Source organism: Methanobacterium lacus, from assembly GCF_000191585.1.
GTDB classification, from domain to species: domain Archaea; phylum Methanobacteriota; class Methanobacteria; order Methanobacteriales; family Methanobacteriaceae; genus Methanobacterium_B; species Methanobacterium_B lacus.
The window spans coordinates 760,395-776,319 of sequence record NC_015216.1 but is presented as its reverse complement, the minus strand read 5'-3'; the positions used below and the strand labels follow the sequence as shown (position 1 = coordinate 776,319).

At 39.7% G+C, this 15,925-nt stretch carries 23 protein-coding genes and 2 tRNA genes; all 25 read right to left on the bottom strand.

Annotated elements, in window-relative coordinates:
* Window positions 1-80: 80 nt before the first annotated feature.
* A complete protein-coding gene (gene mvk / locus METBO_RS04155) occupies window positions 81-1,070 on the bottom strand; it encodes a mevalonate kinase (RefSeq protein ID WP_013644420.1) in 990 nt (329 codons plus the stop codon).
* Between the two features lie 352 nt (window positions 1,071-1,422).
* Window positions 1,423-2,262 (bottom strand): AmmeMemoRadiSam system protein B, encoded by an 840-nt coding sequence (gene amrB, locus METBO_RS04150; protein WP_013644419.1) that lies wholly within the window; start codon window positions 2,260-2,262, stop codon window positions 1,423-1,425.
* A gap of 651 nt (window positions 2,263-2,913) precedes the next feature.
* A complete protein-coding gene (gene rpsB / locus METBO_RS04145; RefSeq protein WP_013644418.1) occupies window positions 2,914-3,510 on the bottom strand; it encodes a 30S ribosomal protein S2 in 597 nt (198 codons plus the stop codon).
* 64 nt (window positions 3,511-3,574) lie between these two features.
* Window positions 3,575-3,766, bottom strand: coding sequence for a 4Fe-4S binding protein (locus METBO_RS04140; protein WP_013644417.1), 192 nt, complete (start codon window positions 3,764-3,766; stop codon window positions 3,575-3,577).
* A gap of 184 nt (window positions 3,767-3,950) precedes the next feature.
* Window positions 3,951-5,207: a phosphopyruvate hydratase gene (gene eno, locus METBO_RS04135; protein WP_013644416.1), complete on the bottom strand. Its 1,257-nt coding sequence runs from the start codon at window positions 5,205-5,207 to the stop codon at window positions 3,951-3,953.
* A gap of 163 nt (window positions 5,208-5,370) precedes the next feature.
* Entirely contained in the window at window positions 5,371-5,562 is a 192-nt protein-coding gene (locus METBO_RS04130; protein WP_013644415.1) for a DNA-directed RNA polymerase subunit K, read from the bottom strand.
* A 66-nt stretch (window positions 5,563-5,628) separates the two neighbouring features.
* Window positions 5,629-5,845 (bottom strand) — tRNA-Gln (locus METBO_RS13550).
* A gap of 26 nt (window positions 5,846-5,871) precedes the next feature.
* Window positions 5,872-6,039 carry a DNA-directed RNA polymerase subunit N gene (locus METBO_RS04125; protein ID WP_013644414.1) on the bottom strand — a complete coding sequence of 56 codons (168 nt, stop codon included), beginning with the start codon at window positions 6,037-6,039 and terminating at the stop codon, window positions 5,872-5,874.
* Between the two features lie 11 nt (window positions 6,040-6,050).
* Window positions 6,051-6,452 carry a 30S ribosomal protein S9 gene (locus METBO_RS04120; RefSeq protein WP_013644413.1) on the bottom strand — a complete coding sequence of 134 codons (402 nt, stop codon included), beginning with the start codon at window positions 6,450-6,452 and terminating at the stop codon, window positions 6,051-6,053.
* Between the two features lie 16 nt (window positions 6,453-6,468).
* A complete protein-coding gene (locus METBO_RS04115) occupies window positions 6,469-6,891 on the bottom strand; it encodes a 50S ribosomal protein L13 (protein ID WP_013644412.1) in 423 nt (140 codons plus the stop codon).
* A 15-nt stretch (window positions 6,892-6,906) separates the two neighbouring features.
* Entirely contained in the window at window positions 6,907-7,269 is a 363-nt protein-coding gene (locus tag METBO_RS04110; protein ID WP_013644411.1) for a 50S ribosomal protein L18e, read from the bottom strand.
* Window positions 7,270-7,282: 13 nt separating this feature from the next.
* Window positions 7,283-8,071 (bottom strand): DNA-directed RNA polymerase subunit D, encoded by a 789-nt coding sequence (locus tag METBO_RS04105; protein ID WP_013644410.1) that lies wholly within the window; start codon window positions 8,069-8,071, stop codon window positions 7,283-7,285.
* A gap of 20 nt (window positions 8,072-8,091) precedes the next feature.
* The gene (locus tag METBO_RS04100; RefSeq protein WP_013644409.1) at window positions 8,092-8,484 is read right to left on the bottom strand and encodes a 30S ribosomal protein S11; all 393 of its coding nucleotides are present in this window, start codon (window positions 8,482-8,484) and stop codon (window positions 8,092-8,094) included.
* 18 nt (window positions 8,485-8,502) lie between these two features.
* Window positions 8,503-9,039 carry a 30S ribosomal protein S4 gene (locus METBO_RS04095; protein WP_013644408.1) on the bottom strand — a complete coding sequence of 179 codons (537 nt, stop codon included), beginning with the start codon at window positions 9,037-9,039 and terminating at the stop codon, window positions 8,503-8,505.
* Window positions 9,040-9,054: 15 nt separating this feature from the next.
* Entirely contained in the window at window positions 9,055-9,504 is a 450-nt protein-coding gene (locus METBO_RS04090) for a 30S ribosomal protein S13 (RefSeq protein WP_013644407.1), read from the bottom strand.
* Window positions 9,505-9,745: 241 nt separating this feature from the next.
* A tRNA-Ser gene (locus tag METBO_RS04085) sits at window positions 9,746-9,830 on the bottom strand.
* Window positions 9,831-10,082: 252 nt separating this feature from the next.
* Entirely contained in the window at window positions 10,083-11,045 is a 963-nt protein-coding gene (locus METBO_RS04080; protein WP_013644406.1) for an RNA-guided pseudouridylation complex pseudouridine synthase subunit Cbf5, read from the bottom strand.
* 121 nt (window positions 11,046-11,166) lie between these two features.
* The gene (locus METBO_RS04075; RefSeq protein ID WP_013644405.1) at window positions 11,167-11,397 is read right to left on the bottom strand and encodes a 50S ribosomal protein L14e; all 231 of its coding nucleotides are present in this window, start codon (window positions 11,395-11,397) and stop codon (window positions 11,167-11,169) included.
* Window positions 11,385-11,915 carry a (d)CMP kinase gene (cmk, locus tag METBO_RS04070; protein ID WP_013644404.1) on the bottom strand — a complete coding sequence of 177 codons (531 nt, stop codon included), beginning with the start codon at window positions 11,913-11,915 and terminating at the stop codon, window positions 11,385-11,387. The genes METBO_RS04075 and cmk overlap by 13 nt, the downstream gene beginning before the upstream one ends.
* Complete coding sequence (locus tag METBO_RS04065; RefSeq protein ID WP_013644403.1) at window positions 11,915-12,181, bottom strand: 50S ribosomal protein L34e; 267 nt, start codon at window positions 12,179-12,181, stop codon at window positions 11,915-11,917. Before METBO_RS04065 ends, cmk begins: the two co-directional genes overlap by 1 nt.
* A gap of 221 nt (window positions 12,182-12,402) precedes the next feature.
* A complete protein-coding gene (locus tag METBO_RS04060; RefSeq protein WP_013644402.1) occupies window positions 12,403-12,984 on the bottom strand; it encodes an EMC3/TMCO1 family protein in 582 nt (193 codons plus the stop codon).
* A gap of 14 nt (window positions 12,985-12,998) precedes the next feature.
* A complete protein-coding gene (locus METBO_RS04055; protein ID WP_013644401.1) occupies window positions 12,999-13,559 on the bottom strand; it encodes an adenylate kinase in 561 nt (186 codons plus the stop codon).
* Between the two features lies 1 nt (window position 13,560).
* Window positions 13,561-14,907: a preprotein translocase subunit SecY gene (gene secY / locus METBO_RS04050; protein ID WP_013644400.1), complete on the bottom strand. Its 1,347-nt coding sequence runs from the start codon at window positions 14,905-14,907 to the stop codon at window positions 13,561-13,563.
* Between the two features lie 41 nt (window positions 14,908-14,948).
* Window positions 14,949-15,386, bottom strand: coding sequence for an uL15m family ribosomal protein (locus METBO_RS04045; RefSeq protein WP_013644399.1), 438 nt, complete (start codon window positions 15,384-15,386; stop codon window positions 14,949-14,951).
* A 74-nt stretch (window positions 15,387-15,460) separates the two neighbouring features.
* Window positions 15,461-15,916 carry a 50S ribosomal protein L30 gene (locus tag METBO_RS04040; RefSeq protein ID WP_048186346.1) on the bottom strand — a complete coding sequence of 152 codons (456 nt, stop codon included), beginning with the start codon at window positions 15,914-15,916 and terminating at the stop codon, window positions 15,461-15,463.
* Between the last annotated feature and the right edge of the window lie 9 nt (window positions 15,917-15,925).

Genomic DNA, 15,925 nt, shown 5'->3' with positions numbered 1-15,925 from the left:
CTAAACCATGTTCTTACTGGCTCTTAACCAGAATTTTGGTCCTCAAACCTTTTGTTTGGGATTAGTTTGATTAAGGTTTTTTAATTCCTTGGTTTCTCTAGTCTTACTCCTTCGTGTGCCACATTTATTTGGAATGCCCTTTCAAACTGGTTTATACTTGATACAACTTCTTCTTCGCGTCCTGGGCAGTAAGCTATCATGCTTCCCCCACCACCTGCACCTGTAAGTTTTGAACCCATGGCTCCTTGATTTCGGGCGGTGAATACCATTTTTGATAGTTCCTCTGTGTTCACTCCTAGGGCATCGAGTAATCCCTGGTTTATGTTCATGAGTAGTCCTATGGTTTTATGGTCACCCTTGATTATGGCCTGTCTTGCACCGTTTGCAACTGCTTCCATCGAGTCAAGTATGGGATTGATCACTTCGGGTCTTGCATCTTTTTTTTGTCTGACCAGTTTAACCAGTTCTCCTGTGTTTCCCCGGGTAGATGTGTAACCTATCACTATGGGAAGTTCGTGAGGAATTTCTAGTTTGACTAGTTTTTGTGGTTGTTTTGACAGGTATATTACTCCGCCGTATGTACTGAGTGATGTGTCTATGGGACTCGCAGCTCCTTGTACATCTAGCTCAACTTGATGGGCAAGATTTGCCATGGTTTCATTTGTGAGTGTAATTTGGTTGAAGCTTGCTGCAGCCATTATGGTAGCTACCGTAACTGCTGCTGATGATCCTAGTCCGGCTCCAATTGGTATGTCGAGCCTTACATCAACCTCAACAGAATCCTCTGTTTTGGCCTTTATAAGTGCTTTAAGGATGTATTCAAGAATTCCCCTCTGCATACCACTTCCATTTTCAAGTTGGATGGTGCGATTTTTAAGGTCTAAAAATCCTGACACTCCAAGATCTCCAACTGTAACATGGGTCAGATGATCTTCACGTTTGGATATGGTTACGTATGCTCTCTTATCTACTGCAGCTGCTATTGCGGGTTTGCCATAAACCACGGCATGTTCGCCGAACAGTATGGTTTTTCCTGGTGCAGATGCTGTAACCTGTCTTGAATCTAACATGGTGGATCAGTGAGTTTTTCTGAACTTTTACACTAATATTTGTTGTAACTGTTTAAACCATGAAAATCCCTTTGAAGAGATTCTAAGTCTTAAACTAATCTATTTAATTATGTTCAATCTATTTTTCATGTTCAATCTTATTTTATAATTCTGTTTTGATGGGTTTAAATTGAAATGATCGTGAAATTTATTAATGATTTCATTATACAGACTCGTTATCTGGGAATTTAATTTCCCTTTGTCCTTATGAGTCCTGATTATTTGTATGTCTTATGTAACCCTCTTTGGATCGTATCTTATACTGATTAATCATATCCGTGATCCAAATTTAATGGATTAACTTTTGTACTATTTATCTGAATACCATTGATGCGTAGGCAACTACTGAACTGTTGTCTCCTGTGGTGTCTCCGCTTGTGGCGTATTTTTTTAGTTCGGATGAGTTTGCTCCCATCTGTTTTACTGCCACGAGTGTTGCTGCCACTGGACCATATCCACACATGGTTACGTTTTGTTCTGCTACCACATTCATCATGCGTTTTTCATCCATTGCTTTTATGGCTTCTATTACCTGCATATCCTGCATGTATGCCTGTTTTTTTGGCTGGTAGTGTGTAAAGTCCGTGCTTGCTATCACAATTACGTCTCTATCTAGTTCTTTTGCAGCCTGTGCAATTGAAACACCTATCTCCAACGATGTTTGGAGGTCCTGCATCCACATGGTTACTGGTACGAATTTGAAGTCTGGATCTAGGTACTGGAGAAACGGCAGTTGTACTTCTGCACTGTGTTCCCTTAGGTGTGCATCTGGATTTGAGTCCATAATTCCTGTTTTTTCTATGAGCAGATCTGCGAAGGTTTCATCTATCTCCACGTTTCCAAGTGGTGTTTCCCATGATCCTTGGTTCATGGTTGAAACTCCTGATCCCAGTCCTGTGTGGTTTGGACACAGTACTATGAATGTTTCTGGAAATCCATCCTCGGCTATGTCATGGTAGCTGTGTGCTGCCACTGGCCCAGAGTAGATGTAGCCTGCGTGGGGTGTTACAACACCCTTAATAGTTCTTTCGTTCCCAATATCAGGAATACTTCCAGGACCTAAATTGTGCTTAAAGCACCATTCTATTTGTTTTCTAAGCATATCAGGGTCTTTTTCATAAAAAATTCCTGCTACAGCAGGTTTTCTTATCATTTACACACCTTCTTCTAGCTTTAAATCTTAAACAAATATCCTATTTAAATCAAATTACTACTTTTGAAAGTTCTGAATTGTTACAAATATTGATTTTACTTTACTTGTTTGGGTTTCAATCCTGCTCCATTTGGAATTTGTATGGATTAAATGTGAACTGATCCTAATCCAAAAAATTTTGTTTGGACTAAGAATCTAATGATCGTGAAATTTTTGATAAATATTAAATTTTATATGTTTTAACTGGTTCAAAAAGGTTTCTTTTCCTTTTCAAGTTGTATTACTTCTCATATTAAAATTTCATGTTTTTTATGAAATTTTAAATTCCCAATTTTATGATTGGGTTTTTTGGATCCATCTCAACAGATCCTGCTGCATGATCTTTCTTTGATCATTCAATTATTTGAATTTATAAGTTAGTGGTTAATAAAAAAATTATTTTTCATTGACCTTGTAATTTAAAAAATGACAAATTTCACAAAAAGAATCTAAATCAGTTTATCCCTGAAAAATTCTATGTAGCCCCATTACAAGGTTACTTCTTGTTTTTCAAATGGATGGTTTTGATCAGATATCTTTTCATTGATTTGTTCTTTTTAGGTTCCTGTTTCTATTTTGACTTTGACCCGTATTGATGTAAAAAAATCTTTTTTACATCTTGAGTTCGAAGTCTGTTGCAGGAGTTTCAAGGTCTTCATCTTCTTTGAGAATTCCTCTGCCCCTTAGGTTCTGTCTTGCTAGTAGCCAGTAAACCAGTGCTATAGCTTTTCTTCCCTTGTTGTTAACTGGTACAACTATGTCCACATTTCCAAGTAGGTTTTCTGTATCACAAAGTGCAACTACAGGTATTCCTATTTGTCTGGCTTCGATGATGGCCTGTGAATCTGATCTTGGGTCGGTTACAACCAGTACCTTAGGTTCTATGAACTTTGCATAGTTAGGGTTGGTTAGTGTTCCAGGTATGAATCTTCCAGGTATGGTTTTAGCACCAGTGATCTGTCCGAATTTTTTTACTGGAGCCTGTCCGTACTGTCTGGTGGATACAACGAGTATGTCTTCTGGGTCGTATTTTGACAAGAATTTTCCTGCTGCTACGATCCTGTCGTTGGTTTTCCTGACATCGAGAACGTAAAGTCCGTCAGCTCTGACCCTGTAGATGTACCTCTCCATATCCTTGGTTTTTTGCTGTGTTCCTATGTGTAATCCTGCTGCTAAGTATTTGTCCAATGGTATTAATAGTTCTGACAATTAAATCACCTCAAATTAAATTAAAAAATCTTGTTTTCTATAACTTCGTTATGATCCCGAGGGATCAGTCATCCTCTACATTAATTGCCTCATTAGGACAAACATCCATGCAGACTTCACATAGGCTGCATTCTTCCTTGTTCTGGATAACAACCTTGTCTCCATCGAGTATGAGAATTTCCATTGGGCAGACATCTATGCATTCTGCGCAGTCTGCTCCATCACATTTTTCATGATTTATAGTTATTTTAACCATGGTTTCACTTCTCCAAATTTATCTATTTTAAAATTTTTTTATCTATTTCCATTTTGAATAAACCATTCCAGCACTGGTTTTAAACAGTTTTGGAGATTCTTTCAAATAGGTTTTGTGCATAGATTATCAATGCTATTTATCTATTTTCAGCATATAGTTCTGTCTTAACCCTGAAATGTCAGGCTTACCTGTACTTGTTCAGGTCTGCCATTTCTGGGTAGGTCATTTCTTCTTCGATTCTAATGAGTTCGTTGAGTTTGGCTATACGTTCTCCGCTTACTGCACCTGTCTTAATTATTGGGCATGAGAATGCCACTGCTAGGTGTGCTATGGTGTCGTCGGTTGTTTCACCTGAACGGTGTGATACAACTGGTACGTACTTGTTGTTTTTAGCCAGTTCCACTGTTTTGTAGGTGTCGGATAATGTTCCGATCTGATTGGGTTTGATTATGATTGAGTTTCCTGACTTCTTCTCTATTCCTTCGGCTAAAATTTCTGCGTTGGTAACGAAAAGATCATCACCACAGATGAGACAGTTTTTACCAGCCTTTTTAGTTAGGTCAGCAAATCCTTCGAAGTCTCCTTCCCTGATTGGGTCTTCAACGTAGTAGTAGCCGTAGGTTTCTATGAGTTCAGAAACGTAGTCAACCTGTTCACCGGTTGTTCTGTTCACTCCTTCCTTGGCGTAAACATACTCTTCAGTTTCTGCATTCCAGAATTCACTTGCTGCCATGTCAAGACATGGTTTAACAAGTACTCCTGTTTCGTCTGTCACTGTTTCACAGGCCTTAACCTGTATTTCAATGGCTTCCTGATTTGTGAGGTTGGGTGCCCATCCTCCTTCATCTCCCTTTCCACCAGTGAATGATTTGTCTTTGGTTTGTATGAGTTCTCTGATTTTTTTGTGCACGTTCACGTTGGTGAACACTGCTTCTGTGATGGTTTCTGCACCGACGGGTACAACTAAAAACTCCTGAATGTCAGGTGCGTTTTTACCTGCGTGTGCTCCACCGTTTATCATGTTTCCAAGTGGGAACGGTATTTCTGTTTGCATGTTGCCACCTAGGAATCTGTAGAGTGGCATGTTGTATGATGATGCAGCTGCTTTGGCAGTTGCCATACTTACTGCAACAGTTGTGTTTCCACCTATGGATGCAAGGTTTTCTGTTCCATCTATCTCCTTGAGCACCAAGTCGATTTCGTTAAGATCTTCTGCATCCATTCCAATAAGTTCGGATGAGATTATGTCTTCAACCTCGCTTATTATCTTGTCAACCCCTCCCTCTGGAAATGCTACAACTTCACGTGCTCCGGTACTTGCTCCACTTGGTGCAGCTGCTCTTCCGAAACCGTTCCATGTGACAACATCCACTTCTAGGGTTGGGTTTCCTCTGCTATCTAAAATTTTTCTTACACGAATGTCTTCAATAACACTGTCCACAAAAACACCTCTTTTTTTACAAAAAAATAGTGGTTGTATAGGTTGTTTTGTATTAAATTGGAAAAGTTCATCCTCAAAACTGGAAAAATTAAATTTTTCTTACTGTGGGATGAAACTTTGGGATTAGAATATTTGTTTACAAGTAAATAGGTTTTATAAAAACTTATTTCTGATTTAATCTTCTAACATCAAGGGGCATCTTGTTCTTTGCAAGTTCAAGAAGTGCGATGTCGATTGGATCGAAGGATTTTGCATCATTAACATCCACCTTCGGTTCTGCTCCCATTGAAAGTTGTAAAGCCCTTGCACCTATTATTCTTGCCTTTTCAAATCTTGTGAATTTTTTAGCCGCCATAATATCTTTCTCCTATTAAAAAATGTTTTATATTCTTTGTTTAAAAGTTTTTAGATGAAAGTGTAGTGGGGCCGCCGAGATTTGAACTCGGGTCTCCAGCGTTCCGGTGTATCAAATTGACCATCCCCGTTCCAGTCGAAGAAAATATACATTTCACAAACTACAAGATCCAGGATGTTTAAAAAATCTTAGTTTTCAAGCTTCCATTTGGATCCTGTTGGTTTGTTCAACTGGATACTTCTTTCAATGGCTGAGAGGATGGACCAAGCTACCCTACGGCCCCGATGATAAAAATAATAAAAAATTTTTTTACCACACCTCTACATGTGCTATTAACATTCTTCTGCAACAGTACTTGGTGACACCAAGGTCATCAAGCACTTTTTTAGGGTCTTCACCTTCTGCAGTTCTTTTCTGGTATTCGTCGAAGTAGGCGGATACCACCTTACCACAGCTTATACATCTTACAGGGATCATCTTGAATCAGCTTACCTGTAACTTTTTTGTTTTCTTGCTCTTGCACCTGGACCGCCGTATTTTTTAGGTTCGGAACGACGTGGGTCACCAACCAGCATGGTTCTGTCGTACTGGTTGAACTTTTCCTTGAGTTCCATATCGCTTGTCCACTGCACAAGACCTTTGGCTATTACCATTCTTGCAGCTTCTGCCTGTCCCATAACTCCTCCGCCTATGACCCTAACATCGATGTCTACATCGTTTAAAAGGTCACCTGCGAGTGTTAGTGGTTCCTTGATTTTGAGCTTTGCAAGTTCTGGATCGTAGAGTTCCACAGGAAACTTGTTGATCCTTACACGGCCTTTTCCAGCCCTGAATTTACCCCTTGCAATGGCTGTTTTCCTTTTTCCACTTGTGTGTATTACCTTCTTCATAGTTACACCTTTTCATTTAAAATTTAGATCCGAGTAATTCTGAAACTGTTCCTAACTTAACACTTTTAACGATGTTTCTAGGTTCTGCTTCAACTATTCTGGTTTTTTCCTGGGTTTCAAATTCCTTTGGTACACCTACGTATACTTTTAGTAATTTGAATGCGTCCCTTCCCTTTGGCTGTTTGTATGGAATCATACCTCTGACAGTTCTTCTGAATATGTCATCTGGCCTTCTTGGATATTTAGGTCCCATGTCCCTTGGGTTGGATATGCTTGCCCTGTCTACTCTTTGTTTGTATTTTGCGTAGGCCCAGTCCTTGCTTCCGGATATGATTATTTTTTCAGCGTTTAAAACATCAACGCTTTCACCTGCTAGTATGAGCTTGCTCACTTTACTTGCAAGTCTTCCTAGTACGAGTCCTTCTCCATCAATGATCATGTACTACACCTTCTATTATTCCATTATCCTAATTCCGGTTCCCTTGGGGTTTTTCTCTGCAACTTCAAGAATTGCCATACATTCCCCACCGGCTGTGGCTATTTTTTCTTCGGCGCCTGTTGAAAAGCTCATGGCTGCAACGTTGACCTTGTGGTCTAGTGTGCCGTTTCCAAGTACCTTACCTGGAACAAGAACTATTTCATCAGGAGATGTGTGCCTGTTTATGTCGGAGATGTTGACTTCTGCAGTTTTCCTGGTTGGTCTTACCAATTTATTGGCTATTACCCTCCATATTGCAGCATCTTCCTTTTTTGATTTTTCTTTAAGACTGGCCACGATTTTTAAGATTTCGGGGTTGGTCTTTGTGAGTTTCACCAAATTAAATTCCTCCTTATTCTATGAATTCTATGATTTTATCAGATTTTGACGATAGAATTTCGCATGCTGTTGTGAGAACCTTTTCTGGAGATAGTGATCCGTCGGTTTCAATTGTGAATAAGTACTTTCCCTTTTCTCCTTCAACAGTTATTGCTCCTGCTTCACATCCCCTGACACATGTCTTGCACATTGAACAGTTTTCGATGTCAACAATCTCCAAAGTGTTAGCTTTCTCATCAAACTCATAAACAGCCCTTGGACATTCAGATGCACATAAACCGCATGATTCACATTTATCTGAGTCTATGGTTATTTTTGGGTAGTACTTGTAGGCACAAGTGGTTGTTGGCTGCCATTTTGAATGTTCCAGTCCAATTCCCAGTTTTGCTACTGCTATGAGTTCTACTTCCTGCCCTTCCTTGAGTTTTAGTAGTGGGATTGTATCGTGTACAGGTACAACGTCTGGATCCTGGGATTGTAGATCACCAGAATACACTGTTTTTGGGCCTTTTTCCTTGAGTAGTAAGGTCACACTGCAGGTTGGGCAGTAATCTTCACAGTCACAATCTGATGCTAACACCATAGATTCTAGGTCTGTTTTTAGTGGTACCAATCCAAGTCTGTGTGCTAAGGCTTCGTCGAAAATTTTTGCATCGTTCTTTAAGATCTCAACCGTTTCAATTGCCATTGTTGGAACTTCAACAGTGGAAATTCTTCGTATGGCATTTATAAAGGCATCGTCGACACCCTCTATTGCGAACAATAGGTGGGTCTCATCCTTTTGTTTGATATCTATTTCCATATTAGACACTCTTCACAGTTTTAAACTCTTCTTCCCCGTTTTCCTCCAGGTCTTCCTGTACCGTCGTGAGGTATTGGAGTTACATCTTCTATTTTACCAATTCTTATACCGGCCCTTGCAAGAGCCCTTATTGTAGCTTGTGCTCCTGGTCCTGGAGTTCTTGGTCCATTTCCACCAGGTGCTCTTACTTTTATGTGGAGTCCGATTATTCCCTTTTCCTTGACATCTTCTGCAGCACGTGTTGCAGCTTCCATTGCAGCGAATGGTGATGATTCTTGTCTGTCTGCACGAACAACTTTTCCACCAGACCACTGGGTTATGGTTTCTGCCCCTGTGATATCGGTTACAGTTATTATGGTGTTGTTGAAGGATGAGTAAACGTTAGCTACGCCCCATTTTTCTTTTTCTGCCATTTTAAATCACCTTTTTAATTACTCACTTTTTTCTTCTGCAGCTTGGGTTTTGGCCTGTTCCTTCTGGATCTTTTCCATTGGAGATCCTGGGTAGAAACCTATGGTTTCTTCCTCACCGCTTTTAACCAGGTAACCTGGTGCGTTGATCTTCCTACCATTCATTGCTATGTGTCCATGTACAATGAATAATCTGGCCTGTTTTGCTGTGTTTGAAAGTCCGCGTTTGTAAACGATGGTTTCAAGCCTTCTTCTTAGAACGTCTTCAACAGTTAAGTCGAGGATGTCTTCGAGTTTAGAATCTGCCTTTAGCATTCCCAATCTCTTGATGTGGTTTAAGAGCTGTGCCTTTTCCACTTCAGCGTGTTCTGTTTCTAAACCTAGGAGTAACCTTGCATCTCTTCTGTATCTTTTAACTATGGTCTCTGCCTTCCAAACTTCTTTTTTGGTTCTTAGACCGAATTTAGTAACCAGCTTGTTTTCTTCCTTTATACGTGCTGCGTTCCATGGATGTGATGGTGTATCGTATTGCTTTCTTGCCTTTCTTGGATGTCCCATATCAAAGCCTCCTGTTTATCCTCTTCTTCTCCTAACTCCAACGGATTTACCTTTCCTAAAGGTTGATTTGGTTCTCTGACCCCTTACTGGTAGACCCACTTCGTGTCTTCTACCCTTGTAACTTCTGGTCTTTTTCATCCTGTTCAAGTCGTCCCTTAACCTCATTGTAAGGTCAGATTCTATAAGGTGTACAGTTTCACCTGTTTCGTAATCGTTACGCCTGTTAAGCATCCATTCTGGTAATTCGAATTGTTGTGGTGCTTTAACAGCTTCTTCTAGTTTGAGAACATCTTTGTCAGGTAGGTATCCTATCTGCATTGTAGCGTCGAATCCTGCAACTTGGCAGAGAGCTCGTGAAAGTGCTCTTCCTATTCCTTTTATGTCTGCAAGAGCATTTTCGATTGTTTTTTTACCGTCTACATCCTTACGGGAGATACGGACCATGTGTTTGAATTCCTCTTCCATAAATTAACCTCCACTCTCATTTAATTCTGTTTTGTAATCATAGTATATTCTAGAAAATTTTGAATATCCATTCCTAAAAAATTATTTTTTGTTGATTCCGTGTGGAATAAAAAAAATTTAGGTCCAGAAAAATATCAGTTAAAAATTTAGTTTCTGATATTGATTTGAGTGTTTAATGCAAAATTTTGAAACATTTTAACACAAATGGATTTTATCAAATTTTTTCTAAAATTTTTGTGAACGCCGGGACTGGGATTTGAACCCAGGCGGAGACGAACTCCACAAGATTTCCAGTCTTGCGCCTTACCAGGCTAGACTATCCCGGCATGAAAAACCGCCTTTAAACCCATAAACTTAACCGTACAGCACACTGCAAACAGATGGTTTTCAGTATCCATTTAACACCCTACTTAACAGTCCTAGTCCCGAACAAGTATTTCTACAGTATTCAGTCAGGGTTTAAAGTATTGTAAACGTATAATTTCAACGTTCCTTTTTGGCCTCGCCCCTAATTTTATATTTTTTAGAGGTTCTACGGTGTAAATTTTGGAAGTTATATTTGTTTAAAGAACAGAGTTTTACTTCCACATCTTTGGGTATGTTTCTGGTAGCATAAAAACCTTTTTTATATTTACCATTATACCCTTATCTGATCTCAGGATTCCTTCTGTAGTTTCAACAGTTTCACCCGCACCAACAAGCTCACCCTTCTGTGTAAGCACTCGAACAGTTTCTCCGGATTTAATATCTGGTGAAAGTTCAAGAATTCCGTTGGTTGCCAGATCTGCTCCGTGGCATATTGCATCCACAGCCGAATCCCTCACCACAATTTGGTTTAGATGTGTGACTGCACTTTCCATTGGAAGTATGCATTCCCGTATGGGTTTTTCATCACCATCGTGTTTCAAGTAGTGGTAAGCATCTGTTAGATCTTGAAGTGTTTTAAGTGTTTCGTCTTCAGTGAATGGTCCTGACTTTGTTCTTCTAAGTTCTGCCATGTGGGCACCAATTCCAAGTGCTTCACCAATGTCGTGACAGTACTTTCTGATGTAGGTTCCTCCCTCGCAATTAATGCGGAAGAGTACATCCTTATCGTCTATTTCTAATATGTTAACATCGTATATGGTTCTTACCCTCAGCTCCCTTTTGACAGCTGATTTTATGGGTGGTGTCTGGAATATTTTACCTGTGAATTCCTGTAAAATATTGCGTATACTGTCTTCACTGATACTCTCATGTAACCTCATTAGGCATACATATTCCTTGGGAGATCCAAGAAGCATCTGTATAACACGGGTTGACCTGTTGATTCCTATTGGAAGCACACCTGTAACCTTAGGATCTAATGTTCCTCCGTGGCCTGTTTTCTCTACATCGAGAATTCTTTTGACCCATGCATCCACTTCATGGGAAGTTGGACCCATTGGTTTGTCCAGGTTCACAACACCAGTGTTGATATGTTCTTCAATGGGTCGATTGTTTGGATCGCATCCGTAATTGGGATCTGTTTCGCCTTCAGATTTTATGAGAAGTTCTGCCATTAAAATGACCTTTTTTTGAATATTGGATCCCAGAAAATTTTAGATCTCAAACTGGTTTCATAAATTTGAAACCAGTGAAATTCCTTTTGTGGGATAAATTTAAATAAATAATTTAGTGAACTTAAGCTATTGCAGCTGCAAGTTCTTTTTTAATTGCTTCAACATCGTCAGATTTGACTTCAATTGTTTGGTCTACTGGTTCTAGATGTTTAAGGTTGCATTTTCTGTTTTTAATGGTTGATCCGACAACTTCTACGTAGTTGTCATCTATGATCTCAACTATTACACATTTTTCGCCTGCTTCCCTTCCTGCTATTTTAACACATATTCTGCCTACTTCTATTGCTGGCATGTAATCACCTCAGTTACTTTTAATATTATATCTGCAATGCCTTCTGGATTGAAGCTGTGACTGTTTATAACAAGGTCGTAAACTTCCATGTTGTTTATGTCTATTCCATGTATTTCGTGATACCTGGTTGCTTCACTTTGTCCTCGGGCAATAATTTCGTTTTTTACTACTTCAACTGTTTTGTCTTCCCTCTTAGATATTCGTTTGCATCGAACATCTATGGGTGCAACAAACCATATCTTGAGGTCTGCTTCAACGAAGTACGCTGATAGTCTTCCCTCAACAATTAAGTTTTGTTTTTCTTTGGCTAACTGTGCCTGTCTCTTATCAATCTCAAGGTCTATTTCATCGTTACCCTCGGCATATTCACCAAACTCCAGTATGTCCATACCCTTCTCCTTGGCCATTTGACGAAATATTTCGCCGGCTGAAAGGAAGGGTATTTGAAGTTTCTCCGACAGGATCTTCGCAGCAGTTGTTGTACCGCTACCTGCCAGCCCACCGATGGTGATGATCATTACAACCTAGCCTCTTGTTTGAAAATTCGGCGAGCACACTCTGAACAGAGGTAACCACCATAAGGCCTGTTAGGTCTTCTCTTTGACTTTGATAGTTTTCTTATTTGGTATGGTCTGCCCCTTGGAACTGCATGAAGCTGTTTACCACATTCAGCACAAACGTGTTTGTTTGGTAGTTTCTTCTTGTAGCGGAGTACAGTTTTGCCTCCAGGGGTTTTTTTGAATGTTCTTTTGTATGATCTAGATCTGTATCTTCCTTGTGGCATATGCCTACACCTCTAAATAATTTTTTTTATATATCAAACAAATTCTATCTAAATTTTATTGTATAAAGCAGTTGTAAGTTTCCTAAACAACTGCGATATTAACTTCATGATCCAATTGGTAAATCCATTAAATTTTTCATCTGTAGACTGTTTTCTGCCAACCAACTCGGTGGGTGGTAGAAATTTTTACTCCACAGCTAAAAAGTTATATGAGATTTTAGTTACATTCCTCCGCCTTTAAGACCTAGGAGTTTTCTCCATACGAATGACATTGAAAAGGAACATAGAATGTACCATCCAAGCCATTCAACAGCCATAACAGGAACTCCTGCTGACTGGTGGTAGAAGGTGTGGAATATTGGCACCAAGAGAACGTAGTAAGCGAAGCTTGGTAAGTTCAGGTAAAGGTGGTTTATGAGTGGGTTTCCAGCCATCCAGTAGAATATGAGGATGATGGGAACGAATGTTACAATCATTGGTTTAAATGAATTGAACATCATCTCCTTCTGGAGATCCATGAACTTTGCCTGTTTCTTCTGCATTTCTGCCATTGCCTTGGGATCACCTGATTTCTGGGCCTTCATCATCTCTGATTGGAAGCCCTTCATCTCTCCTTGAAGGAACTGTAAACGATCCTGGTCAACCAGTAGTTTGTTTGCCACTGTTATGACAAATGCTACAAAGGTTGCAATGAGAAAAACACCTATAATAGCCCCGAAGTATGGATTGTTAGGAACACTAACCAGATGTAGAAGGGGATTGAATATAGGGTTTAGGATTGGATTTAATATTGAAAAGTCCATTTCTTACTACCTCTTTATAATTTTAAGGTTTTAACCATTTCTTCAACAGATTCATCGAGTTTGTTATCGTGGTTCTCTATGATCTTTACTGTCGCACCTGTAAGTACGGCGTATGCCATCGATGCTGCTCTGTTCATCTCTTGATGAAGGTTTATGTCCTTTAGATTTTCTGAATCCCTTGCTCTGGTTGTGTCGCTAATTCTTCTCTTTAATATTTCATCACCGTCTGCTTCAAGCAACACAAACATGTTGGGCATCAACTGTTCAAGCACCCATTTAGGAAGTCCTGGTAGAAAACCTGAAGGGGTGTTTATGGTACAGTGTGTGTCTACGATTATGTTACTTTGTTCAGACTTTGCTCTTATAGTTTGTGCAGCTTCCCTTTGAACTTCCTTCTGGAGTTCTGGTGAAAGTTTTCTGAGTGAATCCCTGTCTTCAACAAGGTTCTTTGCCTTGGCAATTTCCAGCATCACATCACCATAGTTCACATGCACAAAATCAAGTTGTTCTAATGATTTGGTAAGCACTGTTGTGCTTCCTGATCCTGGGATTCCTGCAAGTACTACTAATTTCATTTTATTCATCACCTAAAAACTTTCTAAGCATTGGATGCATGTCCATGAGTTGTTCCTGGGCAATTTCTTCGTAGAGTTTGTACAGTATACCAACAGTCAGGAGAACACCTGTACCTCCTCCAAGTGCACTGGTTAAATCTGCACCGAATGCAAGGAGACCTACAAATGCACCACCCAGCACAGTTATTGCTGGGATGTAACGTTTGAGTATCTTTTCAAAGTGTGCTCTGCTGCTTCTGTGTCCAGGTATCTGCATACCCATACCATGCAACTGTTTGGAAACCTGTTTTGGTCCAATACCACTCAGCTCTACCCATAGTATAGCGAACAGTATACATGATCCAATGAATATTACTGCGTAAACCAAGACCCTCAAGGGATCTGTGATCAAGAGGCTTAAACTGTTAGGTGGAGTCATTATGTATGCAAATCCATTAATCGCCCTTCCATTTACTACCTGTCCAAGGATTGGGAATCCAAGTTTCTGAAACATTGCTGCAAAAAGCTGAATGTTCAGTAATAGTGCACTGGTTAATATAACAGGCATGTTACTTGCATAGATAAATTTAAGGGGGTACTTTCCCCTTGCACCTTTAACTCCACCGTATGATAGTGGTATTTCCACACGCATACTCTCTGCATATACAACTATTAGGAAAACCACTATTGTGGCTATAACCGGCAGTAACAAGTACCAACCTGGCTGTCCAGCTGTGAGTGAGTATATGAATGCTGGTATTGCACCTTGTGGAACACCTGGTGAAGTTACACTTGCAAGTGGGTTTAATGCTCCACTTATTATGGCTCCAGATACACCTGCGGCAATGAAGAGTCCTACACCACTTCCGAATCCCCATTTGGATACAACTTCATCCAAAAATATTATGAGTATTCCACCTATGGTTATCTGCAGAATCAGTAACCACTGACCTCCTGCTGCGGATGCGGGTAGTGCTCCTGTAAATACCAGAACAGATGCCTCGAAGAGTGTGAATATTATCGCAAGGATTTTTTGTGTTCCCTGGAAAAATGCTTTATCCTCATGTTGTGAGAGATCTAAATTAAGGATCTTACCACCAACCAACAGCTGCAGTACAATGGATGCAGTCACTATTGGTCCGATACCAAGGGTTATTATGGAACCGAAACTACCTGCTAAAACTGCTCTTAACGATGAAAATTGATCTACTGCTGTTGAACTTAAACCGAAGAGTGGTACCTGAGTTAATATAAAATAAAGTATCAGGATAATACCAGTCCATTTAAGTTTCTCTTTAAACGGCACCCTATAGCTAGGAGACCTAACTTGAGGTAATAAACCGAAAATTGGTTGTAAAGCTTCTTTCAACGACCTTCACTCCTTTCTGGAATAATTTTAAAAAATTTTGGTTAAAGGGTTAAAGCTTCTCCACCCGCATTTTCGATCTTGCTTACTGCAGATTTTGAAAATTGTGGGGCTTTGATAGTTAATGCTTTGCTAATTTTTCCTTTACCAAGAACTTTGTTGTAACCTAATTCAGTTACATCTATGATTATCTTGTTGTCTTCTTCTGTTGCAACTCCCTGGCTCAAAAGTTTGTCACTGTTTTCATCTAGGAAATCGACGTTAACAGGATTGAATACTTGGGAAGTTCCCTGTGGTCTTTTAAATCCGTATTTACCGAAGTGTTTAGGATCGAATTTAACCATCCAGGACCAGTGATGTTTATGTCCACCAGCTAGACCCTTTCCTCCTCTATTTCCTGCGCCTCTCCTTTTCTTTGAACAGCCTCCTGCAACTGTTCTTGAGCCTCGCAATTTGCATATTTTCCTTGTTTTTCTTATCATTAAATCACCTTAAGATCTGTAGGTAGAAATTTTGGAATAAAAGGTGTTAGTTTGAAGATATTAATATATGTGACCTAGATCATCTTGGTCACAAGTTCATTAATATTTTCCCTTTTACCCAAGCTTCCTCCTTCTTTAAAGCTTTTTTTGGTTGATTCATATCCCTTTCTCGGAGGGTGTAATCTGAAGACTGGTTTAATTCCAGCATCTTCAACTTTTGCTTCCCCTTCAACTATGGCCTTTGCAAGGTCTTCGATTGAAGAGTAGTCAGTGTTGTCCTTTACATATTCATCTGTAACCTTTGCATCGCCTGGAAGTCTTCCACGTTTTGCTATGATTGCAGATAATGTTTCTGCATCCACATCTCCCCAGGTGATGTAGTCCTTAGCCTTTTTAAGCATTCCGTCGTAGCTTGGGTTGGTATGGATGAGGACCATATGATTGATTCTTGTAAGGTTTAACATGGACATGGTTTCTTGGATGTCTCTCTTGACTCCTGTTCTGCCCCTTACTCTTAATGCTGCTATCATTTTATCACC